The 22,408-nt window shown below is 65.2% G+C and carries 23 protein-coding genes; 7 read left to right on the top strand and 16 right to left on the bottom strand.

What is annotated here, in order from left to right:
* Positions 1-104: 104 nt before the first annotated feature.
* Genes trmD through rpsP form a run of 3 tightly spaced genes read right to left on the bottom strand, consistent with a single transcriptional unit; the run spans position 105 to position 1,670 of the window.
* The gene (gene trmD / locus E4L96_RS17650) at positions 105-857 is read right to left on the bottom strand and encodes a tRNA (guanosine(37)-N1)-methyltransferase TrmD (RefSeq protein WP_135208528.1); all 753 of its coding nucleotides are present in this window, start codon (positions 855-857) and stop codon (positions 105-107) included.
* Between the two features lie 10 nt (positions 858-867).
* Positions 868-1,401, bottom strand: coding sequence for a ribosome maturation factor RimM (gene rimM / locus E4L96_RS17645; protein WP_135208527.1), 534 nt, complete (start codon positions 1,399-1,401; stop codon positions 868-870).
* A gap of 14 nt (positions 1,402-1,415) precedes the next feature.
* Positions 1,416-1,670: a 30S ribosomal protein S16 gene (rpsP, locus tag E4L96_RS17640; RefSeq protein WP_135208526.1), complete on the bottom strand. Its 255-nt coding sequence runs from the start codon at positions 1,668-1,670 to the stop codon at positions 1,416-1,418.
* Positions 1,671-1,859: 189 nt separating this feature from the next.
* On the opposite strand from rpsP, the gene E4L96_RS17635 reads away from it, so the two are divergent.
* From E4L96_RS17635 to E4L96_RS17625, 3 genes are all read left to right on the top strand, one after another.
* On the top strand, positions 1,860-2,273 hold the full coding sequence (locus E4L96_RS17635; protein ID WP_229414587.1) for a TM2 domain-containing protein: 414 nt from the start codon (positions 1,860-1,862) through the stop codon (positions 2,271-2,273).
* Positions 2,274-2,372: 99 nt separating this feature from the next.
* Complete coding sequence (locus tag E4L96_RS17630; protein ID WP_135208524.1) at positions 2,373-4,808, top strand: FG-GAP-like repeat-containing protein; 2,436 nt, start codon at positions 2,373-2,375, stop codon at positions 4,806-4,808.
* A gap of 62 nt (positions 4,809-4,870) precedes the next feature.
* Positions 4,871-5,314, top strand: coding sequence for an outer membrane lipoprotein (locus E4L96_RS17625; protein WP_135208523.1), 444 nt, complete (start codon positions 4,871-4,873; stop codon positions 5,312-5,314).
* Between the two features lie 24 nt (positions 5,315-5,338).
* Here E4L96_RS17625 and E4L96_RS17620 read toward each other — a convergent pair whose 3' ends face one another.
* From E4L96_RS17620 to E4L96_RS17580, 9 genes are all read right to left on the bottom strand, one after another.
* Positions 5,339-5,671, bottom strand: coding sequence for a ribonuclease E inhibitor RraB (locus E4L96_RS17620; RefSeq protein WP_135208522.1), 333 nt, complete (start codon positions 5,669-5,671; stop codon positions 5,339-5,341).
* 2 nt (positions 5,672-5,673) lie between these two features.
* Entirely contained in the window at positions 5,674-7,464 is a 1,791-nt protein-coding gene (locus E4L96_RS17615) for an acyl-CoA dehydrogenase (RefSeq protein ID WP_135208521.1), read from the bottom strand.
* Between the two features lie 77 nt (positions 7,465-7,541).
* The gene (locus E4L96_RS17610) at positions 7,542-8,471 is read right to left on the bottom strand and encodes an electron transfer flavoprotein subunit alpha/FixB family protein (protein WP_135208520.1); all 930 of its coding nucleotides are present in this window, start codon (positions 8,469-8,471) and stop codon (positions 7,542-7,544) included.
* Between the two features lie 19 nt (positions 8,472-8,490).
* On the bottom strand, positions 8,491-9,240 hold the full coding sequence (locus E4L96_RS17605; protein WP_135208519.1) for an electron transfer flavoprotein subunit beta/FixA family protein: 750 nt from the start codon (positions 9,238-9,240) through the stop codon (positions 8,491-8,493).
* Positions 9,241-9,426: 186 nt separating this feature from the next.
* Positions 9,427-9,654, bottom strand: a complete 228-nt coding sequence (locus tag E4L96_RS17600; protein WP_135208550.1) for a sulfurtransferase TusA family protein — start codon at positions 9,652-9,654, stop codon at positions 9,427-9,429.
* Positions 9,655-9,810: 156 nt separating this feature from the next.
* Positions 9,811-10,290 carry a hypothetical protein gene (locus tag E4L96_RS17595; RefSeq protein WP_135208518.1) on the bottom strand — a complete coding sequence of 160 codons (480 nt, stop codon included), beginning with the start codon at positions 10,288-10,290 and terminating at the stop codon, positions 9,811-9,813.
* A gap of 297 nt (positions 10,291-10,587) precedes the next feature.
* Entirely contained in the window at positions 10,588-13,197 is a 2,610-nt protein-coding gene (gene alaS / locus E4L96_RS17590) for an alanine--tRNA ligase (protein WP_135208517.1), read from the bottom strand.
* An 83-nt stretch (positions 13,198-13,280) separates the two neighbouring features.
* Positions 13,281-14,033 carry a glycerophosphodiester phosphodiesterase gene (gene ugpQ / locus E4L96_RS17585; protein WP_135208516.1) on the bottom strand — a complete coding sequence of 251 codons (753 nt, stop codon included), beginning with the start codon at positions 14,031-14,033 and terminating at the stop codon, positions 13,281-13,283.
* A gap of 40 nt (positions 14,034-14,073) precedes the next feature.
* Entirely contained in the window at positions 14,074-14,379 is a 306-nt protein-coding gene (locus E4L96_RS17580; protein ID WP_135208515.1) for a DUF1294 domain-containing protein, read from the bottom strand.
* A 117-nt stretch (positions 14,380-14,496) separates the two neighbouring features.
* Between E4L96_RS17580 and E4L96_RS17575 the strand changes: the two genes are divergently transcribed.
* Both E4L96_RS17575 and E4L96_RS17570 read left to right on the top strand, forming a co-directional pair.
* Positions 14,497-15,030, top strand: a complete 534-nt coding sequence (locus E4L96_RS17575; protein WP_135208514.1) for a hypothetical protein — start codon at positions 14,497-14,499, stop codon at positions 15,028-15,030.
* Positions 15,031-15,053: 23 nt separating this feature from the next.
* Positions 15,054-15,515: a DUF3597 domain-containing protein gene (locus E4L96_RS17570; RefSeq protein WP_135208513.1), complete on the top strand. Its 462-nt coding sequence runs from the start codon at positions 15,054-15,056 to the stop codon at positions 15,513-15,515.
* Here the strand turns inward: E4L96_RS17570 and E4L96_RS17565 are convergent.
* From E4L96_RS17565 to E4L96_RS17550, 4 genes are all read right to left on the bottom strand, one after another.
* Positions 15,505-16,560, bottom strand: a complete 1,056-nt coding sequence (locus tag E4L96_RS17565) for a zinc ribbon domain-containing protein (protein ID WP_135208512.1) — start codon at positions 16,558-16,560, stop codon at positions 15,505-15,507. The two genes, E4L96_RS17570 and E4L96_RS17565, sit on opposite strands and share 11 nt — an antisense overlap.
* Before the next feature lie 126 nt (positions 16,561-16,686).
* The gene (gene trpS, locus E4L96_RS17560) at positions 16,687-17,715 is read right to left on the bottom strand and encodes a tryptophan--tRNA ligase (protein WP_135208511.1); all 1,029 of its coding nucleotides are present in this window, start codon (positions 17,713-17,715) and stop codon (positions 16,687-16,689) included.
* A 200-nt stretch (positions 17,716-17,915) separates the two neighbouring features.
* Entirely contained in the window at positions 17,916-19,532 is a 1,617-nt protein-coding gene (locus E4L96_RS17555) for an NAD(P)-binding protein (RefSeq protein ID WP_135208510.1), read from the bottom strand.
* Positions 19,532-21,043, bottom strand: coding sequence for a polyamine aminopropyltransferase (locus tag E4L96_RS17550; protein WP_135208509.1), 1,512 nt, complete (start codon positions 21,041-21,043; stop codon positions 19,532-19,534). Before E4L96_RS17550 ends, E4L96_RS17555 begins: the two co-directional genes overlap by 1 nt.
* Before the next feature lie 57 nt (positions 21,044-21,100).
* Here E4L96_RS17550 and E4L96_RS17545 point away from each other — a divergent pair, with 57 nt between their 5' ends.
* Together E4L96_RS17545 and E4L96_RS17540 are read left to right on the top strand one after the other, a co-directional pair.
* Complete coding sequence (locus tag E4L96_RS17545) at positions 21,101-21,487, top strand: DUF350 domain-containing protein (RefSeq protein WP_135208508.1); 387 nt, start codon at positions 21,101-21,103, stop codon at positions 21,485-21,487.
* Between the two features lie 26 nt (positions 21,488-21,513).
* The coding region (locus E4L96_RS17540) for an SPFH domain-containing protein (protein ID WP_135208507.1) at positions 21,514-22,408 on the top strand (895 nt) is incomplete at its 3' end.

Here is a 22,408-nt window from a genome sequence, read left to right as displayed (position 1 = left end):
CTCCAAAAACCATCTTGCCGGCGCTCGCGTTTCCAAAAGGCCCGGTAGAGGATGGGGTTAAACACGCACCCAAACGAGTGCGGCAAGGTACTGCTCTTTTCGGCTCACCCTTGCAGGCTGGCCAGAAACTGTTCGTCCTTCTTGCTGAGCAAGCCCGCGGCGCGCGCTTTCTCCAGCAGATCGGGACGCTTCTGCGCGGTCGCCTCCAGCATGCGCTGGCGGCGCCACTTCTGAATCTCGGCGTGATGGCCGCCCAGCAGGACGGGGGGCACGCTCACCCCTTCATACACTTCCGGACGCGTGTAGTGCGGGGCATCGAGCAGCCCGTTCACGAAGCTGTCCTCGACCGCCGAGGCATCGTCGCCCAGCACGCCCGGCAGTTGCCGCACCACCGCATCCATCAGCGCCATCGCCGGCAGTTCGCCGCCGGACAGCACGAAGTCGCCGAGGCTGATTTCCTCGTCGACGCAGCGGTCCAGCAAGCGCTGGTCCACCGCCTCGTAGCGCCCGCACAGCAGCACCAGGCCTGGCTCGTCCTTCAGCTGCATGACCCGCTCGTGCGTCAGCGGCCTGCCCTGCGGGGACATGTACACCACGCGGGGCGAAGGCAAGCCCAACTGAACCTGCCGGTCTTTCGCCGCCCCGATCGCCTGTTCCAGCGGCTGGGCCAGCATCACCATCCCGGGGCCGCCGCCATACGGGCGGTCATCCACGGTGCGGTAGTTATTGCTCGTGAAATCGCGCGGATTCCAGAGATGCAAATGCCAGCGCTGCTGCTCGATGGCGCGGCGGGTCACGCCCGACTGCGTCAGCGCCCCGAACATCTCGGGGAACAAACTCACGACATCGAAATGCATGCTTCGGACCTCAGAAGTCGAGGCCCCAGTCCACCGTCACGGTCCGGGCCTGCAGATCCACGGTCTTCACCAGCGCATCCACAAACGGGATCAGGCGCTCGCTCGCGCCCTCTTCCACCGGCGTGATCCGCAGGATGGACTGCGCACCGTTGTGCATCATGTCGGTCACCTTGCCGAGCGCTTCGCCCTGCAGGTTGACCACGTCCAGGCCGATCAGGTCGGCCCAGTAGAACTCGTTTTCGGGCAGCTTCGGAAAGTCGCTGCGCGACACGAACACGGCCGCGCCCTTGAGCGCTTCGGCCACGTCGCGGTCGGTGAGACCGGCGAGCATCACGACGACTTCGCCGCTGTGATACTTGGCGCTGCGCACCGTCACCGGCTGCAGCGTGGGCTTATCGAGCCACCACGCCTTCACCTTGAGCAGGGCTTCGGCCTCGTCGGAGAACGGCCGCACACGCAGCCCGCCCACCACGCCGAAGGCGCCGGCAATGAATCCGACCTGGACCAGGTCGTGCGGCGCTTCGGACAAAGCCTGCTCGGTCAAACCGTCAAGCCGGATTAGGCAGCGGCTTTCTTGCTCTGTGCAACCAGGCGAGCCACAGTCGGCGACAGCTGCGCGCCCACGGATTCCCAGTGTGCCAGGCGGTCGGCGGCGATACGCAGGCCATCGGCTGCGCCGTCAGCGGCCATCGGGTTGTAGAAGCCGATGCGCTCGATGAAACGGCCGTCGCGGCGGTTGCGCGAGTCGGTTGCAACGATGTTGAAGAACGGGCGCTTTTTAGCGCCACCACGTGCCAGACGAATAACGACCATAATTAAATCCAAAAAGTTAGCTGGGCGGAAAAAGCCGACTATTATAGCGCGCAATGCCGCACAGCAGCAAGCATTGTTCTCGTGAGCGCGCGGGCCGGAGGAAAACGCGCATTATCGCCCAGTTATCAGGCAGGTGCAAGACGGCGGGTTTTCGCGGATACTCGTGTTTTTCGAGCAATGACAGCCCCTATGCCCCGCCACCGCAACAAGACTCTCGCCACCTTCCTCGGCCTCTTCCTCGGCAGCCTCGGCGCCCACCGCTTCTACCTGCGCTCGCCGGTCGACCGGCTTGGCCTGCTGCACCTGATGAGCGTGCCCGTGTGCGGGCTCATCCTCGGCCTGGCGCCGCACGTGGATCCGTTCTACAAGCTGCTGCCGCTGCTCATCTCGGGGATCGCCGCCTTCCTTGAGACCCTGGTCATTGGACTCACATCGGACGAGAAGTTCGATGCCGCATACAACGCCGGCTCCGCTCGCCAGTCCGATTCGTCCTGGCCGTTGGCCCTGCTGCTGGTGCTGACCCTGGCGGTGGGCGCCACCACCGTCATCGCCACCCTGTCGCGCCTGTTCGACCTGCTGTACACGGGCGGCGCCTACGGCTGAGGCCGGAACTGACGCGTGAACGTAACAGCAACGTTGAAAGCCGTTGACTGTTACTAGCAAGAACTATTTAATGTCGGTTCACAACAAAAAGGAACCGACATGGCCGACTATCACGGCACCGCAGGGGCGGACATTCTCGACCAGGACAAGCTCGGCGTGCAGGCCGGCGAAAACCTGTACGGCGGCAAAGGCAACGACACCATCACCGCCACCGGCGCCAACATGATCGGCGAGGAAGGCAACGACACGCTCACCGCGCTCACCGCCTGGGCCGGGGCCGCCTATTGGACCTCGCCCACCGGTGTCAAAGTCAACCTGGCCACCGGCGTCGCCCAGGACGGTTTCGGCGGCACCGACAAGCTGGTCAACGTGCGCACCGTCATGGACTCCAGCCACGACGACGAAATCACCGGCAGCAGCGCCAATGAGACCTTCTGGCTCAGCTGGGGCTCGGACAAGGTGGTCGGCGGCGGCGGCACCGACAGCGTCAACTTCTACAACATGAAGTCGAGCGAAGTCGGCATCAAGTACGACATCGCCACCGACACGTTCACCCTCACCAAACACACCGCGGCGGGCGACCAGGGCGTGGTGACGCTGACCGGCATCCAGTCGATCAACTTCACCGGCCCGCAGTCCGACAACATCCTGTACTCGCGCGACATGTTCGACGACAGCAAGGGCTTCCTGCGCCAGCTGGGCACGGTGCCGGGCGCCGAGATGGGCAACGTCAACCAGCTGCGCGCGGGTGACTTCAACGGCGACGGCAAGCTCGACGTCCTGGTCACGCGCACGCGCGGCGACGTCGGCGCCACCAAGGTGCCGCTGCAGGTCCTGGTGGGCGACGGCCAGGGCCATTTCACCGACCAGACCGCGACGCTGTTCAAAGGCGGCATCCCTTACGTCAATTACGTGCCGCGCATCTTCGCCGCGGACTTCAACAAGGACGGCATCACCGACATTTTCACGCCGGACTTCGGGCTGGACACCGAGCCTTTCCCCGGCGGCCAGAACGGCCTGTGGCTGTCCAACAAGGCCACCGGCCAGCTGGAAAACGCCACCGCGACCCTGCCCCAGGGCCTCAAGCAGAACCACGGCACCTCGATCGGCGACGTCAATCACGATGGCTACCTGGACATCCTGGTCAATGCCCTGCACGAGACCACCGGCAACGCCAACCAGCTGCTGATCAATGACGGCACCGGCCACTTCCAGCCCAACCAGTCGCTGCTGCCCGCGGCCTACCACCAGCAGAAATACGACCCGGGCAATACCTGGTCGCTGCTGCAGGACTTGAACGGCGATGGCTGGGATGACATCGTCCTGGGCACCTGGGGCCCGAACAGCAAGCCCACGCAGGTGCTGCTCAACGACGGCCACGGCAGCTTTGCCAACAGCACGCCGGTCGACCTGCCGCGCACCGGCATGGCGCAGGACACGGTGGTCGGCATCAACACCATCAACCTGAACGGAGACAACCTGCCCGACCTGGTGCTGTGCGTGACCAACGATGGCGCGCGCGACGAGTTCTATCACACGCCCTACATCCAGTTCCTGGTCAACGACGGCAACGGCCACTTCCACGATGAGACCCAGGCCCGCCTGCCGCAAAGCCTCGCGCCGCAAAAGGAGATGGCGTGGATCTACTCCGCCGTGCCCACGGACGTGGACGGCGATGGCGATCAGGATCTCGTGGTGGACGGCTCGAACGCCGCCACCTCGGGTGTGTACATGAACGACGGCACCGGCAAGTTCACGCTCGGCTGGGAGGGTGCACCCAACCAGCACCTGCTGGCGGCGGACGTCAACAGCGACGGCAAGATCGACCTGGTGGAAGCGACCTACAGCGGTTTCAGCGTGCTGCTCAACAGCTTCCCGGCGCAGATCGACGCCAGCCACGTCTACCGCTTCGGCGACAGCGGCGGCAAGGTCGCCGGCAACGCGGCCAACGAGACGATCCACGGCGGCAAAGGCGCGGACACAGTCGATGGCGGCGCGGGCCTGGACACCATGGTCGTCGCGGCCGCGCGCGGCCAAGCCACCGTCAAGGCCAGCGGCACCGGCTACACCGTCACCACGGGCGGCGTCATTGACACCCTGGCCAACGTCGAGCGCATCAAGTTCGCCGATGGCACGGGCGTGGCGCTGGACCTCACCGGCACCGCGGGCCAGGCCTACCGCCTGTACCAGGCCGTGTTCGACCGCACCCCGGACCTGGAAGGGCTGGGCTACTGGATCATGAAGCTCGACACCGGCTCCAGCCTGCACGACGTGGCCCAGGGCTTCATCGAAGGCGGCGAATTCAAGAAGCTGTACGGCGCCAACCCGACCGACGCGCAGTTCGTGGATGCGCTGTACCACAATGTGCTGCACCGGAATGGCGATGCCGAAGGCGTCCAGTACTGGAACCACGTGCTCTCCATCGGTGCCGCGCGCGCCGACGTGCTCACCTCCTTCAGCGAGAGCCCGGAGAACATGAAGGCGGTGGCCACGCTGATCGGCAACGGCATCGACTACACGCCCTTCCTGGGCTGACCAGCGGTGGCATATACTCCAGGGAGTATCCGAATCTGTTTGAACCTCTCCCTGGAGCCTTTATGAAATCCCAGCTCGCGGGCGCACTCGCCGCCCTCCTCTTCACCGTCACCGGCGCGCAGGCCAACCCGGCCTCCGCACCCGGCCACAACAAGCAGGCCAAGGTCTGCCAGGACTGCGGCCGCGTCACCGGCGTCACCACCGCAGAAGTAAAAGGCGAAGGCAATGCCAAGGGCATGCTGGCGGGCGGCGTGGCCGGAGCGCTGATCGGCAACCAGGTCGGCAGCGGCACCGGCCGCGACGTGGCCACCATCGCCGGCGCCATCGGCGGCGCCTATGCAGGCAAGAAGGTGCAGGAACGGATGAACACGAAGACCGTGTGGCAGGTCCACGTCAAGTACGACAACGACAAGACCGCCGTCTACACCTTCGACAGCAAGCCCGCCTTCCTCAAGGGCGACCGCGTGCGCCGCCACGGCGGCAGCATCGAGCGCGACGCGCACTGATACGCGCCGCTCGGGGATGGCGCGCTACTGCGCCATGCACCCCCAGCCATCATTGCGGCCGCCGAAGGGGGCCGCTTCCTGTTCCAGCAGCGCTTCGTAGTCGGTGATGTTGTCGTGGGTCGGCAGCATCACCGGGTGCGCCTGCACCTGGAAAGGCAGCTCGTCGCTGCCTTCCGTGGGCGCGAACGACACCTTCTGCCCGTTCTTCAGCAAGTGCATAGCGAAGGCCAGAGCCTGCTCTTCACTGGGCAGGATCACCGAGAAGTCGATCTCGCGGGCTACCGTGAGATCGTCTCCCTGTGCCGCCATCTCGCGCAGCACATCGCCGTTGGCGTCGTCCGGAACGTCGGAGGACATCGTCAGAACTGCTCGTTGTCCAGCGCCAGCACGCCCGCGTAGCCGTCCACGATGGCCGTGCGCAGCGAACCGGCTTGCGACAGGACGTGGTCCGCGAAGAAGCGCGCGGTGGCGATCTTGGCCTTGTAGAAGCCCGCATCGCCCTCGCCCGCATTGAGCTTCTGCTGCGCGATGAGCGCCGCACGCGCCATCTGCCAGCCACCCAGCACGATGCCGGCCAAGCGCAGGTACAGCACAGACCCCGCGAACACCGCCTTGATGTCGCTCTTGGTATTCGCCACCACGAAGTCGACCACCGCCTCCAGCGCCGCCGAACCGGCCACCAGCTGCGTGCGGATGGCCGCGAAGTCCGCGCCCTGCGCATCCGCCAGCTGCGCCTCGGTCGCGCGCACCTGTGCGATGAGCGCCTTGGCCACTGCGCCGCCATCGCGCACCGTCTTGCGGCCCACCAGGTCGTTCGCCTGGATGGCCGTGGTGCCTTCGTAGATCGGCAGGATCTTGGCATCGCGGTAGTGCTGTGCCGCGCCGGTCTCCTCGATGAAGCCCATGCCGCCGTGGACCTGCACGCCGTCCCGCGCCACGTTCTCGCTCATCTCGGTCGACCACCCCTTGATGATCGGGACCAGGTATTCGTACACGGCCAGGTTCTGCTTGCGCACCTCCGCATCCGGATGGCTGTGCGCGATATCACTGATGCCCGCGCCCACGTAGGCCAGCGCGCGCGCCGCCTCGGTCTGGGAGCGCATCGACATCAGCATGCGGCGCACGTCCGGATGGTTAATGATTGCGACCGGCCCGGCGGAACCGGCGAGGTCCTTCGACTGCACGCGGTCCTTGGCATAGGCCACCGCCTGCTGGTACGCGCGCTCCGCCAGGCCAATGCCCTGCATGCCCACGCCAAAGCGCGCCGCATTCATCATGATGAACATGTATTCCAGGCCGCGGTTCTCTTCGCCCACCAGCGTGCCGATCGCACCGCCATGGTCCCCAAACTGCAGCACTGCCGTCGGCGAGGCCTTGATGCCCAGCTTGTGCTCAATGGAGACGCAGTGCGCATCGTTGCGCGCGCCCAGCGAACCATCCGCATTGACCAGGAACTTGGGCACGATGAACAGCGAGATGCCCTTCACCCCCGGCGGCGCATCCGGCGTGCGCGCCAGCACCAGGTGGATGATGTTCTCGGCCATGTCATGCTCGCCGTACGTGATGAAGATCTTGGTGCCGAAGATCTTGTAGGTGCCATCGCCATTCGGCACCGCGCGCGTACGCACGGCCGCCAGGTCGGAACCGGCTTGCGGCTCGGTGAGGTTCATGGTGCCGGTCCACTTGCCGGTGATGAGCGGCTCCAGATAGGTGGCCTTCTGCTCGTCCGAACCCGCCGTCAGCAGCGCCTCAATGGCGCCATCGGTCAGCAGCGCGACCAGCGCGAACGACAGGCTGGCCGAATTGAGCATCTCGGTGCACGGCGTGTGCACCAGTTTCGGCAGGCCCTGGCCGCCGAAATCCGCCGGGTGCTGCACGCCCTGCCAGCCCGCTTCGGCGAAGCCCTTGAAGGCCTCCTTGAATCCCTTCGAGGTGGTGACCTGGCCGTCGGTCCAGAAGCTCGGCTCCTTGTCGGAAGGATGATTCAGCGGGGCCACGACCTCGCCGCAGAATTTCGCGTTCTCTTCGAGGACCGCTTCGACAGTGTCCGCGGTCGCGTCTTCGCAGCCCGGGAGCTGGTTGATGGTGGACAGGTCGGCAAGTTCGTTCAGCACGAACAGCATGTCCTTGATTGGTGCCTGGTAGCTCATTTGATGTCTCCGAATGGCGACGTTCCCGCGGAGACCGGGGCCTGCGCGGGAACGTCGAGGGGATTATGCAATGTGACTTAGAGGGCCTTGATCAGCTCCGGCACGACCTCGAACAGGTCGCCGACCAGGCCGTAGTCCGCCACCGAGAAGATCGGCGCTTCCGGGTCCTTGTTGATGGCCACGATGGTCTTCGAGTCCTTCATGCCGGCCAGGTGCTGGATCGCGCCCGAGATGCCGACCGCGATGTACAGCTGCGGCGCGACGATCTTGCCGGTCTGGCCGACCTGCCAGTCGTTCGGCACGAAGCCGGCGTCCACCGCGGCGCGCGAAGCACCCATGGCGGCGCCCAGCTTGTCGGCCAGCGGCTCCAGGATCTTGAAGTTGTCGGCCGAGCCCATGCCGCGGCCACCGGAGACGATGATCTTGGCGCCGGTCAGTTCCGGGCGGTCCGACTTGGCCACTTCGCGGCCCACGAACGCGGACTTGCCCACGTCGGCGGCAGCAGCCACGTTCTCCACGGCGGCCGAGCCACCGGTGGCGGCAGCGGCGTCGAAGCCGGTGGTGCGCACGGTGATGACTTTCACCTTGTCCGACGACTGCACCACGGCGATCGCGTTACCCGCGTAGATCGGGCGCTCGAAGGTGTCCGGTGCATCGACCTTGGTGATCTCGGAGATTTGGGCCACGTCCAGCTTGGCGGCCACGCGCGGCAGGATGTTTTTGCCGTAGGCGGTGGCGGGAGCCAGGATGTGGGAGTACGAACCGGCGATGGCGAGCACCTGCTCGGCCACGTTCTCGGCCAGGCCTTCGGCGAAGTACGGCGCGTCGGCGACGATGACTTTGGAGACACCAGCGATCTGCTTGGCCGCGTCGGCCGCGGCGCCGGCGTTGGAGCCGGCGATCAGCACGTGGACGTCGCCGCCACACTGGGCGGCCGCGGTCACGGTGTTCAGGGTGCTTGCCTTGAGCGAAGCGTTGTCGTGTTCTGCAATAACGAGTGCGGTCATGATGGGCTGACTCTCTGAATTAGATAACTTTGGCTTCGGTCTTCAGCTTGGCGACCAGGGTGGCGACGTCCGGCACCTTGATGCCCGCGGAGCGCTTCGGCGGCTCGGAGACTTTCAGGGTCTTCAGGCGCGGGGTCACGTCGACGCCCAGGTCTTCCGGCTTGACGGTCTCCAGCGGCTTCTTCTTCGCCTTCATGATGTTCGGCAGGGTGACGTAGCGCGGCTCGTTCAGGCGCAGGTCGGTAGTGACGATGGCCGGCAGTTGCAGGGCCAGGGTTTCCAGGCCGCCGTCCACTTCGCGGGTCACGGTGACCTTGCCCTCTTCCAGCACGACCTTGGAGGCGAAGGTCGCCTGCGGCCAGCCGAGCAGCGCAGCCAGCATCTGGCCGGTCTGGTTGGAGTCGTCGTCGATGGCCTGCTTGCCCAGGATGATCAGCTGCGGCTGCTCCTTGTCGGCCAGCGCCTTGAGCACCTTGGCCACGGCCAGCGGCTCGGTTTCAACCGAGGTCTCAACCAGGATGCCGCGGTCGGCACCGATGGCCATGCCGGTGCGCAGCGTTTCCTGGCACTGGGCCACGCCCACCGAGACTGCCACCACTTCGGTGACCTTGCCGGCTTCCTTCAGGCGCATCGCCTCTTCCAGAGCGATCTCGTCGAACGGGTTCATCGACATCTTGACGTTGGCGATATCGACGCCGCTGCCGTCGGACTTGACGCGTACCTTGACGTTGTAGTCAACCACGCGCTTGACGGGTACCAGGACTTTCATAGGTCTGCCTTTTTAATGGATTTTGATAACGAAAGCGAATAATTGGACGGATCTAAAGTGGCCTAGATTATAAGAGAAAAACCACTTACCGACGGAATTTAAGCACGATCGTGCGTTTTTTTGTTAGAACGAAGCGTCTAATCAGACGGCGCTTCATCAGAGGCGGAGCAAAGGAGGCGGGACCGCTTATTTGCGGCGCATCAAAAAGGTGAACTCGAGGCCATTCTGGGAATGGTGCAGCAGGGCGTTGCCCGTCTGTTTGGCGAAGGCCTGGAAGTCGCGCACCGAACCGGAGTCGGTGGCGACGATCTTCAGCACTTCGCCCGACTGCATCTCGGCGAGTGCTTTTTTGGCTTTCAGGATGGGTAACGGACAGTTCAGTCCGCGTGCATCCAGTTCACGTTGGAATTCCATGGTATTGGTTTCGACTAGGGTGCTCATCACTCACCTGCAAGGCTACGTAGTACCACGCGCAACGCCGCGCGTTTGCTACGCAGTCTACTCCAAATCGTGAAGTTTGACGCACCGCACCAAAACCTTGCAAGTATTGTTGCAAGACCACAACGAGAATCAGAGGCGGCGGAAGACGAGGTCCGACGCTTGCGGGCCGCGCACGAGGTGCACGGTGAGGGTCTGGCCGTCCGCGCTTAGGGACCAGTCCTCGGTGCTGGTGACCGGTGCCGCACCCGGGGTTTCGCGGGTGACGGCGATGTGGACCTGGCCGCCGGCATCCATGCGCGTGACCATGGTGGTCGGGACTTCCTGCATGCCCTGAGGGGTGCGGACCATGGCGCGGCCCTGAGTGGGCGTGCCGTCCAGGCGGTAGTCGAAGGTCACGCTGTCTGGCGCCGCACCTTCGCGCTGGATGGCGATGGCGACCTTCAGCGTCTGCGCGTCCTGCGTGTTGGTGAGCGTGTGGCTTTGCACCTGGGCGTAGTACGGCGGCAGGTTGGCGCTCTTCGCTTTGTCGAGGGACCAGGTGCCGCTGTAGTCGGCAGCTTGGGCGAGGATGGGAAGGGCCAGGGCGGCGAGCAGGGCAAGGGTTTTCAAGGATGTCTCCAATGAGGGATGGAGCCTGTATTCGCGGGCGGAGCCGGCAAAGTTCCGGGTTCGTCGGCCGCAACGGCACCGGTTAAGATTCGCCTAACGCAGCGCGGCCGCTACGTCGGCCGCTCACGTCACGCTATGCCACGCCACTCCCTCAAGAAATTTGAGACCGCGGGTGGCCGCGTCAAGCATTTCTACGCTGGCCGCAAGATCCCGCCCACTGGATCGAAGGCTGCCTGTAAACGACAAAGGGACGGACCCCGGCGTCGGGGTACGTCCCTTCGTAACGAAGCGGAAAGTTTAAGCGCGCTGGCTGACCCACTCGGTCACGCCGGCCAGCGCCTGCGCCAGCGCCTCCGGATTGGTACCGCCGGCTTGTGCCATGTCGGGACGGCCACCACCCTTGCCGCCCACCTGCTGCGCGACGAAGTTCACCAGCTCACCGGCCTTGACCTTGGAGGTCGCATCCGGCGTGACGCCCGCGATCAGGGACACCTTGCCATCGCTGACCGACGCCAGCACGATGGCCGCCGTCTTCAGCTTGTCCTTCAGCTTGTCCATGGTCTCGCGCAGGCGGGCCACGTCGGCGCCTTCCAGCGTCGCCGCCAGCACCTTGATGCCGTTGACGTCCACCGCCTTGGTCACCAGCTCGTCGCCCTGCCCTGCAGCCAGCTTGGACTTGAGCGCCGCCACTTCCTTCTCCAGCGCCTTCACATGGTCCTGCACCTGCGCGATGCGCGAGGTCAGTTCGTCCGGGCTGGTCTTCAGCACGGCGGCGGCTTCCTGCAGCTTGCGGTTCAGGGTCTGCACCATCTGCAGCGCGTTCTCGCCGGTGACGGCTTCCACGCGGCGGATGCCCGCGGCCACGCCGCCTTCGCCGATGATCTTGAAGAGGCCAATGTCGCCCGTGCGGCTGACGTGCGTACCGCCGCACAGCTCCACCGACGAACCGATATTCAGCACGCGCACTTCATCGCCATACTTCTCGCCGAACAGCGCCATCGCGCCGCTCTTGACCGCGTCGTCGAAGCCCATCAGCTTCGCCTGGGTCGCGTGGTTCTCGAGGATCTCGCGGTTGACGATGGCCTCGACCTGCGCGATCTGCTCCGCCGTCAGCGGCGCGTTGTGGCTGAAGTCGAAGCGGGTCTTGTCCGGATCGACCAGCGAGCCTTTCTGCGCCACGTGGGAACCCAGCACTTCGCGCAGCGCCTTGTGCATCAGGTGCGTCGCCGAGTGGTTGCGGATGGTGCGGGCGCGGTGCGCGGTGTCCACTTGCGCGTCGACCGCATCGCCCACCTTCAGCGAACCGGAAGCCAGTACGCCGTGGTGGCCGAACACGTCGGCCTGGATCTTCAGCGTGTCCTCGACCTGGAAAGTGGCGCCCGGCGACTTGATCACGCCCGTATCGCCCACCTGGCCGCCCGACTCCGCGTAGAACGGCGTGATGTCGAGCACCACGATGCCATCCTGCCCGGCTTTCAGTTCCTGCACCGAGACGCCGTCGGCGTACAGCGCGATGACTTTCGAATCATGGTGCAGCGACTCGTAGCCCACGAAGCGGGTCTTCTCGCCGGTGTATTCCACCTTGGCGGCCATTTTGAACTTGCCCGCGGCGCGCGCGGTTTTCTTCTGCTGCTCCATCGCCGCATCGAAGCCTGCTTCATCGAAGGTCACGCCACGCTCGCGGCAGATGTCGGCGGTCAAGTCGCGCGGGAAGCCGTAGGTGTCGTACAGCGTGAAGGCGGTGGCGCCATCGAGGTTCTTCGGATCCTTGGCCAGCTGCGCCTCCAGGATCTTCATGCCGTTTTCCAGCGTCTCGCCAAAGCGCTCTTCCTCGGCACGCAGCACTTCGGCCACGCGCGCCTTCGCCTCGGTCAGCTCGGGGTAGGCGGCGCCCATTTCCTTGTCCAGGTCTTCTACCAGCTTGTAGAAGAACGGTTTGGCCTGGCCCAGCTTGTGGCCGTGGCGCAGCGCGCGGCGGATGATGCGGCGCAGGACGTAGCCGTGGCCTTCCGAACTCGGAATCACGCCATCCACGATCAGGAAGGCGGCGGCACGGATGTGGTCCGCAATCACGCGCAGCGACTTCGATTCCAGGTCGGTGGCGCCGGTCTCGCGCGCGGCGGCGCTGATCAGGTTCTGGAACAGGTCGATCTCGTAGTTCGAGTGCACGTGCTGCAGCACCGCGGCCAGGCGCTCGATGCCCATGCCGGTGTCCACGCAGGGCTTCGGCAGGCGGGTCATGTTGCCCGCTTCGTCGCGGTTGAACTGCATGAACACCAGGTTCCAGATTTCGATGAAGCGGTCGCCGTCTTCCTCGGCCGACCCCGGAGGGCCGCCCCAGATGTCCGCGCCGTGGTCGTAGAACACCTCGGTGCACGGGCCGCATGGCCCGGTATCGGCCATCTGCCAGAAATTGTCGGACGCGTAGCGCGCCCCCTTGTTGTCGCCGATGCGGATGATGCGCTCTTTCGGCACGCCGATTTCATTGGCCCAGATGTCGTAGGCTTCGTCGTCTTCCTGGTAGACGGTGACGGTCAGCTTCTCGGCGGGCAGGCCGTACACCTTGGTCAGCAGCTCCCACGCATACGCGATCGCATCGCGCTTGAAGTAGTCGCCGAAGCTGAAGTTCCCCAGCATCTCGAAGAAGGTGTGGTGGCGCGCCGTGTAGCCGACGTTTTCCAGGTCATTGTGCTTGCCGCCCGCGCGCACGCAGCGCTGCACCGAAGTCGCGCGCGAGTACGGACGCGTGTCCAGGCCCAGGAACACGTCCTTGAACTGCACCATGCCGCTGTTCGTCAGCAGCATCGTCGGGTCGTTGCCCGGCACCAGGGGGCTGGAGCGGACGATCGTGTGGCCCTTGGATTCGAAGAATTTCAGGAACTTTTCGCGGATTTCAGCAGATTTCATGTTCGTTGGGCGAGAAAGGGCAGCGTGCTTTATTGGATCGTCGATTATAGCCGATCCTGTGGGCAAATTCGCCGAGGGAAGCCTCAGGCAAAGTCCGGGCCGATGAGGTCCAGCCGGTCGGTGCAGAAACCGTCCACGCCCCAGGCCAGGAGCTCACGGGCGCGTTGGGGTTCATTCACGGTGTAGCAGAACAGGCCGAACCCGGCCTGCTTGATGGCGGCGGCGGTGGCCGGGTCCAGCGTCACGTGGTTGTGGTGGATCGCAGCGGCGCCCAGCGAGCGGGCCAGCGTTTCCCAGTCCGGAATGGTCTCCTTCAGCAGCAGCCCGTGCGGAATGTCCGGCGCCGCCTCGCGAGCCGTTTCCAGCGCGGCCGGCTGGAAGGAGGAAAACAGCGGCAGCAGGCGCACATCGTCCTGTGCGATCTCGGGGCCGAACAGGGCACGCGTCAGCTCACCCACCACCCGGCCCGTCTCGGCCTCATAGCCCGGCGCGGGCTTGAGCTCCACGTTCATCCAGATGCCATTGGCCTTGCAGAAGGCGACGACCTCGGTGTACAGCGGCACCGTCTCCTGCGTGAAGTCCGCACCGAACCAGCTGCCCGCGTCCATGCGCGTGAGCTCGGCGGCGTCGTAGTCGTACACATTGCCCCTGCCGTTGACGGTGCGGCCGAGGAAAGGATCGTGCATCACCACCGGCACGCCGTCGCGCGCCAGCATCACGTCGAACTCGACTGCGCGAAAGCCGCGCGCCAGGCCGGTGCGAAAGCCCGCCAGCGTGTTCTCCGGCGCCAGCTTGCCGCCGCCGCGGTGCGCCACGATCCTCGGGTATGGCCACATGGTCGATCCCCTCCTCGTCAAGACAGGCGGGATGATAGCCTCAGTGCGGGCCGCTGACCAGCCAGGCGCCTCCCGCCAGGCAGGCCAGGTTGGCGAGCGCCGTCAGCCAGTGCTTCCACAGGAACGCCAGCTTGGCCGACTTGTGGCGCAGCCAGTGCTGGGCCAGGACCGCGCCGGGCCAGCCGCACAGGAAGCCCAGCAGCAGCAAGGTGCGCTCCGGCGTGCGGCGCGCGCCCTTGCGCTGGGCCGCCTGCTTGTCGAACGCGTACACGATGAAGCAGAGCACACTCATCACTCCATACGCCAGCGCAATCCCCGCCACCTCTTTCACATGCTTTCCGGACATTTCCAAAAGCCAGCAGCTTAACCGATTGCCCTTCACGGTGAGGTGTCGAACAGATGCGTGAACGCCTGGCGCCTACCCTGTCCAACCACGATCAAGCAGACCGAATTGGAGGCAAAAATGAGTTTCGACCTCGGAGGACTACTCCAGCAATATCTCGGCGGTGGCCAGCAGAACGTGAGCCAGCAGCAGGCCGAGAACGATTTCGAGCGCATCGTACCGGAAGCGGACCAGCAGACCCTGGCCACGGGCGTGACCCAGGCCCTGCGCTCGGACGCGACCCCGCCGTTCCCGGACATGGTGTCCAACCTGTTCGCCAACAGCAATCCCGGCCAGCGCGCCGGCATGCTGAACCAGCTGCTCGGCGCCCTTGGCCCGAACGTGATGTCCGTCGCGGGCGGCCTGCTCGGCAATGTCCTGCAAGGGCACAACAATGCGCAGCAGGCACCGCAGATCACCCCGGAACAGGCGGCGCAGATCGATCCGCAGCAAGTGCAGCAAATCGCCCAGCACGCGGAACAACAGAACCCGAGCGTGGTCGATCGCATGGGTGACTTCTATTCGCAGCACCCGACCCTGGTGAAGGGCCTCGGCGCGGCCGCGCTGGCGGTGGCTCTGGGCCACATCGCGCAGAACATGCAGCAGCGCCACTAACCGATCACGACCAAGGAGACGATATGGGCATCCTCAGTAATATCTTCCACAAGATTTTCCCCGGCTCGCACCCCGCCGCGCAGCAGCAGACCGCGCAGCCATCGGTGCAGTCCGCACAGGGCATGCAGCAATCCGCGCCGCAGGGGCAGCAGTACGCCGCGCCGCAAGGCCAGGCCGCTCCGCAGCAGCCCGCCGCACAACCCGCCGCCCAGCCGCAAACGATGCAGCAGGTGGACGTCGAGGCCATGCTGGACGAGAAGGCGAAGAGCGCCGGCCAGCCGCTCAACTGGCGCACCTCCATCGTCGACCTGCTCAAGCTGCTGGACCTGGACAGCAGCCTGCAGTCTCGCAAGGAGCTGGCCAATGAGCTGAACTACGCCGGCGACATGAACGATTCGGCCAAGATGAACGTCTGGCTGCACCGCCAGGTGATGAACAAGATCGCCGCTAACGGCGGCAAGGTCCCGTCCGACCTCAAGGACTGACCGGTCCCACGTGTTGCGCGGGCGTCCCGCATGCGAAGCAGTAGCGTGCGAAGGCGCCCTTGCGCGTGGTGCAGTGGCCGCAGCGGTCGAACAGGCCGATGCCGCAATGCGGGCAGAAGTCGAGCGCCGGATCCTTCAAGTCCACCTGGCGCTCGCAGCCCGGACACACCGACTTGGCCAGCCGCGCCAGGGCGGTGTCGTAACTGAGCGTTTCACGGCGCGCTTCCTCCGGCATCGCCTCGGCCGCCTTCTGGCGCGCGAGGTAGCGCTGCAAGGCGAGGATCACGTAGCGCCCGATCACCACCGTGAGCACGATTCCCACCGTGTAGCGCACGTACCCTCCGTAGCTCGGCAGGTAGGGCACCAGCTCCACGAAGAACGCAAACCCCGCAAAGAAAATGAAGCCCCACACGAACGGCCAGTAAATGCTGCGGCGCTTCTTCACGAACAGCCACGCAGCCACCGCCAGCAGGGGCAGCGTGAGCATCAGCCGATACAGGAAGACGCGCAGTTCCGCCGCGCGCGCGGCCTTGGCCGCGGCCTCGATGGCGGGTTCGTTCAGCGCGTTCCACTGCGCCTGCGCGCGGTCATGCGCCTGGCTTGCATCGAGCTGGTTCTGCTGCTGCGCTTCGACTTCGCCCTGAGCCTTGCGCTCGGCGGCCTTCAGCGTATCGAGCTCGCGGTTGCGGGCGATGAGTTCCGGATCCTGCTCGGGACGCGCGGTGACCTGGCGCGTGCGCAGCCAGTTGTCGAAGGTCTCGCGTGCGGTGCGGTAGTTATTGGAGGCGACGTTGGCCGCGAGCTGCGCCTGTTCCAGCGCGTCGTTGGCGTCCTTGAGTTTCTTCTCGGCGGCGCTCAGCGCGGCCTGCACCTGCGGTCCCTGCACCGGGTCGATGAACTGCTCCGCGGTGATGGGCTTCTCGACATAGTGCAGGTTGTCGACCACCTTCCCACCCAGGCCAATCAGGAAGGCCGCGAACACCAGCGCCACCAACCACAGGCCGCGTTGAAACCAGCGTTCGGACAGGCGTAGACCCTTGCTCATGGCAGTGCTCCGTTTCTCGGTGATTGAGGTAGCGGGAGTCTGCCACAGGGGGGAGCCGCGCTGTCAAGGGACTGCGCCAGTGCACGGCGCCGATACCAGCAGCGCCGTCACACAATACGCACAGGATTAAAAGTACGTGAGGCCGAGGGCGGCGCGTACTTCGTCCGTGGTGCGGGCAGCCACTTCGCGCGCCTTGGCAGTACCTTCCTTCAGCATCTGCAGCACCTGGCCCTTGTCCTGCGCGTACTCTTCGCGGCGGGCGCGGATCGGTGCCAGCAGCTCCTGCAGCACGGCCTCCAGGCGCTTCTTGACCACGCTGTCACCGAGGCCGCCGCGCACATAATGCGCCTTCATCTCGGCCAGCTTCTCCTTGTCCGGGTCGAAGGCGTCGAGGTAGATGAAGGCCACATTCCCCTCCAGGTGGCCCGGGTCGTCCACGCGCAGGTGCAGCGGGTCGGTGTAGACCATCTTGACCGCTGCGCGGATTTCATCGGCGCTGGCGCCCAGGTTGATGGTGTTGCCCAGCGACTTGCTCATCTTGGCGCGGCCATCGATGCCGGGCAAACGGCCCACTTCCGGCACCACGGCCTTGGCTTCCACCAGGATCTCGCGGTTCGCAATGCGGTTGAACTTGCGGACGATCTCGTTGGTCTGCTCGATCATCGGGATCTGGTCGTCACCCACGGGGACGATGGCCGCCTTGAAGGCCGTGATGTCCGCCGCCTGGCTGGCCGGATAGGTCAGGAAGCCCGCCGGGATGTCGCGCTCGAAGCCGCGCTGGACGATCTCCGCCTTCACCGTGGGGTTGCGCTCCAGGCGCGCCACGGTGACGAGGTTCAGGTAGTAGAAAGTCAGCTCGGCCAGTTCAGGAATCTGCGACTGGATCAGGATCGTGGAAATCGTCGGGTCGATGCCGACCGCGAGATAGTCCAGAGCCACCTCCACCACATTGCGATGGACCTTGGTGATGTCGTCCATGTTGTCGGTCAGCGCCTGGGCGTCGGCCAGCATGATGAACTGCTTGTATTCGTGCTGGTAGGCCACGCGGTTGCGCAGGCTGCCGACGAAGTGGCCGAGGTGCAGGGGGCCGGTCGGGCGATCGCCGGTGAGGATGATTTGATTCTGCGGTGTGGTCTCGTTCGTGGGCTGGGACATCAGGGCTCCGTTCTCTGTTCTGTGCCCCACTCCTGCCGCGCAAACAAAAACGCCACCTGAGTGAGGCGGCGTTTGGACATCTCGTTCAATCAAAGGCCGCGCGCTGTCAGCGGCGCCACCAAATCAGTCGGATCGAAGAGGATGCGGTTTTCATCATGGGCCGTATGGTTGCAGGTCCGGCGCGCTCTGTCAATCGTCGGTCAAGCTTTCAGGGCGAGTTGGGCGGCGCGGTAGCCCCACCACGCGGCTTCTTCGAATACCGAGAAGCCGGACAGGTCGGCATGGGCGAACAGGATCGGGCCATCCACTTCGCGCAGCGCGCGGGCGCCCGCGTTGGCGAGGAAGCCGGGCAGCGGCGCGGCCATCGCATGCCCGCGCAGGGTGATGTCGCAGCGCTCCACACAGGTGGCGAAGCGCCAGCCATACGCGGTCTTCAGGTCGGCGCTGGCCAGGTCGACCAGCTCTTCGGCCGTGGCCTTCATCAGCCATTTGCGCGCCTCGTCCGGCGTGCGGTCCGAGAGCGCCACATAAGAACTGAATACCGTCTTCTCGGGCGGCGCCACGCGGATGTCCTGGTGGGTGGAGACCACGTAGCCGAGGCCCGGCTCCGAGTAGACCACATTGTCCCAGGCCAGCGGGCCGCCCGGCAGCTCGCGCGGGAAGCGCTTCATCAGGAAGTTGGCGACCATCCAGGGCGCGTAAGCAGGGGGGTGCAGCCTGGGGTCGAAACCGAGGTCCTTGATATTCTCGACCACGCGCGCGGCCACGTACAGCGGCATCGCGCAGATGGCCTTGCGGGCGCGGACCAGATACGTCGTCGCCGCACCCTTCTCGTCCAACGCGAAGCAGAGCGCTTCGATCCCGCTTGGGGTGTGCTTCACCGAGACCACGGTGCCGGCCTTGCGCTCGATGCCTGCGGCCTCTGACATCATGCGCGCCAGCGGTTGCAGCCCGCCCGGCCACGTCAGCCAGGCGCCGTCGCCCGAATTGGCAGCCTTGCCCCAGCGGCTGCAGTAGTAGTGCAGGCCCGCCCAGGCGGAGACCTTGTCGTAGCGGGTGCCGTAGTCGTCCCGGCAGCAGTAGTTCAGGTACCAGTGCAGCGTGGGCGAGGTGTAGCCGTTCTGCTCCAGCCACTGCTTCAAGGTGATGCGGTCCAGCGCGCGCCACTCCGCGTCCATCGACGACTCCACCGTCGGAAATACGAAGATACGCTTGCCGTCGCTGCCCTTGAGCGCCCGTAGCCGCTCCACCTCGGCGAAGAAGCGCTTGTGCTGCGCGAGTTCCTCATGCGGCACACCCTCCACCGGAACAAAGCCGTCCTGCCACTGGCCATTGAACAGCAGCCGCTCCTCCGGCCCATGCAGGATGAAGCGCTCGTCGTAGTACGGGCGTTCGCCGAAGGGGTCCTTCTGGATGATTCCGAGGTCGGCCAGGATCTCGCGGACGTGCACCGACTCCGGCGACGGCAGCGGCAGATAGTGCGCGCCGGTCGGGAACTCAAGCTCGCCGAATTGGCCGCCCGCCGCGTTCCCCCACGGCTGCGGCCCATCGATCATCAGCGCGCGCGTATGCCCTTCCCGCTTCAGCTTCCAGGCCGCCGTGAGCCCGGCGATGCCCGAGCCGAGAATGGCGATGTCGGTCTCGATGACGGTGGACGGCGGCGGCAGTGGCTTCCGGTCCCGCAGGTAGTGACCCTCCGCCCGGCCCGGGTAATGCACGCTGGCGCCGATTTCCTCCCAGCCCTGGAACACGGCCGCGCCACCGATGCCACCGGCCGCAGCCAGCCCCGTAAGCGCGAGGAACGAACGCCGGTCCATCAGCGGATCACCTCGCGCCAATCGCGTTCGAATTCGTTCACCAGCGACTGGGTGTTGAGCCGGTTCGGCGCCATCGCGCGCGGCTGCATATCGGGCGGGAAGATAAACATCTCGCGCGTGGTCTCCGCATTCAGGAAGCGCATCGGCAGCCGGTAGGCCGTCGGCGGTGTGAACTGCGCCTGCGGAGAGGCTAGCACAAAGCCCCATTCGCCGAACGAGGGCACGTAGGCGTGGTAAGGGAAGGTCTTCATCCCCACTTCCTTGAGCGTGGAGTCGATGGTCCAGTAAGCGTGCGGCGCAAAGAACGGGGACGTGGACTGCACCACCACCAGTCCGTTCGCAGCCACGTGCTTCTTCACCAGGCCATAGAACGGCACCGAATACAGCTTCCCGAGCGCGAAGCTGGAGGGGTCGGGGAAGTCGATAATGGCCGCGTCGAACATGTCCGTGGACTTCTGCAGCCAGATCGCCGCGTCGGCGTTAATGACGGTGACCCGCTTGTCCGAGAACGAGTGGTGGTTCAGCGCAGCGAGTTCCGCGCGGTGGGTGAAGGCGCCGGTCATGGCCGGGTCCAGGTCCACCAGCGTCACATGCTCGATGTTCGGATAGCGCAGGATCTCGCGCAGGGCCAGTCCGTCGCCGCCGCCCATCACCAGCACGCGCCTGGCCCACGGGAGCGTTTGGAGCGCCGGATGCACCAGCGCTTCGTGATAGCGGTACTCGTCGCGCGAGGAGAACTGCAGGTTGCCGTTGATGTAGAGGCGCAGGTCGTCCTTCCAGCGCGTGATCACCAGCCGCTGGTACGGGGTCGAGGTCGAGAACACGATGTCGTCCCCGAACAGGCCATGCTCGCCCCACTGCACCATGCGGTCGGATGCCGCGAAGCCGGTCACCAGCACGAACAGCACCGCCCCCGCGCGCATCGCCCGCCCGCCCATGTTAGCGAGTTCATGGCGGAAGGCGGACATGGTCCAGAAGGCGACGCCCACATTCAGCATCCCGAACAGAAAGCCGGTGCGCACCAGCCCGAGGTAAGGCGCCAGCACCAGCGGGAACAGCACGGAGACCGCCAGAGCACCCAGATAATCGAAGGTCAGCACGCGGCTCACCAGCTCATTGAAGGCCGTCTGGCGCGCGTTCAGCGCCCGCATCACCAGCGGCACCTCCATGCCCACCAGCGCGCCGATCAGGAAGACCAGCACATAAAGCAGCGCGCGGAACGGCGCCGTCATCCAGGAAAAGGACAGGAACAGCAGCGCCGCCGACAGCCCGCCGATCAGGCCGACCGCCAGCTCGATGTCGATGAAGCGCGCCAGCACATCGTCGTCGTGCACGTACTTGGAAAAATGGGCCCCCACGCCCATCGCAAACAGGTAGCAGCCGATGATGGTGGAGAATTGCAGGATCGAGTCCCCGAGCAGGTAGCTGGAAAGCGCTCCCGCGATCAATTCATACGCCAGGCCACACGAGGCGACCACGAACACTGACAGGATGAGTATTTTTTTTGTCATTCTTGAAGCTTTTGTTCTAAGATTCGTCAGCCGATTCCCCTGTGACCGGAGGTCGATGTGCCCGCCATCCTAAACTATCTGCTCCACCTGTCGTTAGCGACCGTCCTGGTGCTGGTCTTCTTCATCATCTACACGAAGGTCACGCCGGCGGACGAAGTCACGCTGATCCGGCAGGGCAACCGCGCCGCGGCCCTGTCGCTCGGGGGAGCATTGATCGGTTTTTCGTTGACGCTGGCCTCGGCCCTGATGCACACCGCGGACTACCGCGAATTCCTGGCCTGGGCCGCGGGCGCGATGGTAGTGCAGGTGGTCGTCTACGCCGTCGCCACCAGTTTGCTGCGCATGGCGCGCGACCAGATCGAAGCCGACAACGCGGCCTTCGGCGGCCTGCTCGGCTCCATTTCGCTGTCCATCGGCGTGATCAACGCCGGCTGCATCTCGTAATTCCCACGGATTCCTAGGAGGTCACCATGTCGCTCGGATCATTCATCAAGAAGCAGTTTATCGACGTCCTCCAGTGGAACGAGGACCAGGAAGGCGTGCTGGCCTGGCGCTACCCGATGCAGGACTTCGAAATCCAGAATGGCGCCATCCTCAACGTGCGCGAGTCGCAGGTCGCGGTGTTCGTCAACGAGGGCCAGATCGCGGACGTCTTCGGTCCCGGCACCCATCGCCTGACCACCCAGACGCTCCCGGTACTGACCAACCTGCGCAACTGGGACAAGCTGTTCGCCTCCCCCTTCAAGTCGGACGTGTACTTCTTCAGCACCCGCGTGCAGACCGGCCGCAAATGGGGCACGCCTCAGCCGGTGACCTTCCGCGACAAGGACTTCGACATGATCCGGGTACGCGCCTTTGGCATGTACTCGTACCGCATCGCCGATCCGCGCGCCTTCTTCACGGAGATCAGCGGCACGCGCGAGATCTACACCCGCGAGCAGGTCGAGGACCAGCTGCGCGGCATCCTGATGGCGACCATGGCCAATTCGCTGGGCGCCTCGCAGATTCCGTTCCTCGACATGGCAGCCAACCAGGCGCTGATGGCGCAGCAGGTCAAAGGCGACCTGGCCGCCAACTTCGGCCGCTACGGCATCGGGCTCGATGAATTCAACGTGCAGTCGGTCAGCCTGCCGGAAGAACTGCAGGCCGCGCTGGACGAGCGCATCTCGGCGGGCATGAAGGGCGGCCTGTCTGCGGACAAGATGGCGGGCTACACCAAGTTCCAGGTCGCGAGCAGCATCCCGCTGGCCGCGCAGAACGAAGGCGGCCTCGCTGGACTTGGCGCGGGCCTTGCCGCAGGCGCGGGCTTCGGCCAGGTGATGACGCAGGCCCTCGGCGGCGGCGCGCCCGCCCCGGCCCCTGCCC

Origin of the sequence: Zemynaea arenosa (assembly GCF_004614185.1) — a bacterium.
Classification (GTDB): domain Bacteria; phylum Pseudomonadota; class Gammaproteobacteria; order Burkholderiales; family Burkholderiaceae_D; genus Telluria; species Telluria arenosa.
This window is presented reverse-complemented; position numbering and strand designations above follow the sequence as displayed.

What these genes read in the sequence shown, in the direction of transcription:
- trmD (WP_135208528.1), bottom strand. Translation starts at nt 857, where the DNA reads ATGCATTTCGATGTCGTGAGTTTGTTCCCCGAGATGTTCGGGGCGCTG.
- rpsP (WP_135208526.1), bottom strand. Translation starts at nt 1,670, where the DNA reads ATGGTCGTTATTCGTCTGGCACGTGGTGGCGCTAAAAAGCGCCCGTTC.
- E4L96_RS17635 (WP_229414587.1), top strand. Translation starts at nt 1,860, where the DNA reads ATGCCCCGCCACCGCAACAAGACTCTCGCCACCTTCCTCGGCCTCTTC.
- E4L96_RS17630 (WP_135208524.1), top strand. Translation starts at nt 2,373, where the DNA reads ATGGCCGACTATCACGGCACCGCAGGGGCGGACATTCTCGACCAGGAC.
- E4L96_RS17625 (WP_135208523.1), top strand. Translation starts at nt 4,871, where the DNA reads ATGAAATCCCAGCTCGCGGGCGCACTCGCCGCCCTCCTCTTCACCGTC.
- E4L96_RS17620 (WP_135208522.1), bottom strand. Translation starts at nt 5,671, where the DNA reads ATGTCCTCCGACGTTCCGGACGACGCCAACGGCGATGTGCTGCGCGAG.
- E4L96_RS17615 (WP_135208521.1), bottom strand. Translation starts at nt 7,464, where the DNA reads ATGAGCTACCAGGCACCAATCAAGGACATGCTGTTCGTGCTGAACGAA.
- E4L96_RS17610 (WP_135208520.1), bottom strand. Translation starts at nt 8,471, where the DNA reads ATGACCGCACTCGTTATTGCAGAACACGACAACGCTTCGCTCAAGGCA.
- E4L96_RS17605 (WP_135208519.1), bottom strand. Translation starts at nt 9,240, where the DNA reads ATGAAAGTCCTGGTACCCGTCAAGCGCGTGGTTGACTACAACGTCAAG.
- E4L96_RS17600 (WP_135208550.1), bottom strand. Translation starts at nt 9,654, where the DNA reads ATGGAATTCCAACGTGAACTGGATGCACGCGGACTGAACTGTCCGTTA.
- alaS (WP_135208517.1), bottom strand. Translation starts at nt 13,197, where the DNA reads ATGAAATCTGCTGAAATCCGCGAAAAGTTCCTGAAATTCTTCGAATCC.
- ugpQ (WP_135208516.1), bottom strand. Translation starts at nt 14,033, where the DNA reads ATGTGGCCATACCCGAGGATCGTGGCGCACCGCGGCGGCGGCAAGCTG.
- E4L96_RS17580 (WP_135208515.1), bottom strand. Translation starts at nt 14,379, where the DNA reads ATGTCCGGAAAGCATGTGAAAGAGGTGGCGGGGATTGCGCTGGCGTAT.
- E4L96_RS17575 (WP_135208514.1), top strand. Translation starts at nt 14,497, where the DNA reads ATGAGTTTCGACCTCGGAGGACTACTCCAGCAATATCTCGGCGGTGGC.
- E4L96_RS17570 (WP_135208513.1), top strand. Translation starts at nt 15,054, where the DNA reads ATGGGCATCCTCAGTAATATCTTCCACAAGATTTTCCCCGGCTCGCAC.
- E4L96_RS17565 (WP_135208512.1), bottom strand. Translation starts at nt 16,560, where the DNA reads ATGAGCAAGGGTCTACGCCTGTCCGAACGCTGGTTTCAACGCGGCCTG.
- trpS (WP_135208511.1), bottom strand. Translation starts at nt 17,715, where the DNA reads ATGTCCCAGCCCACGAACGAGACCACACCGCAGAATCAAATCATCCTC.
- E4L96_RS17555 (WP_135208510.1), bottom strand. Translation starts at nt 19,532, where the DNA reads ATGGACCGGCGTTCGTTCCTCGCGCTTACGGGGCTGGCTGCGGCCGGT.
- E4L96_RS17550 (WP_135208509.1), bottom strand. Translation starts at nt 21,043, where the DNA reads ATGACAAAAAAAATACTCATCCTGTCAGTGTTCGTGGTCGCCTCGTGT.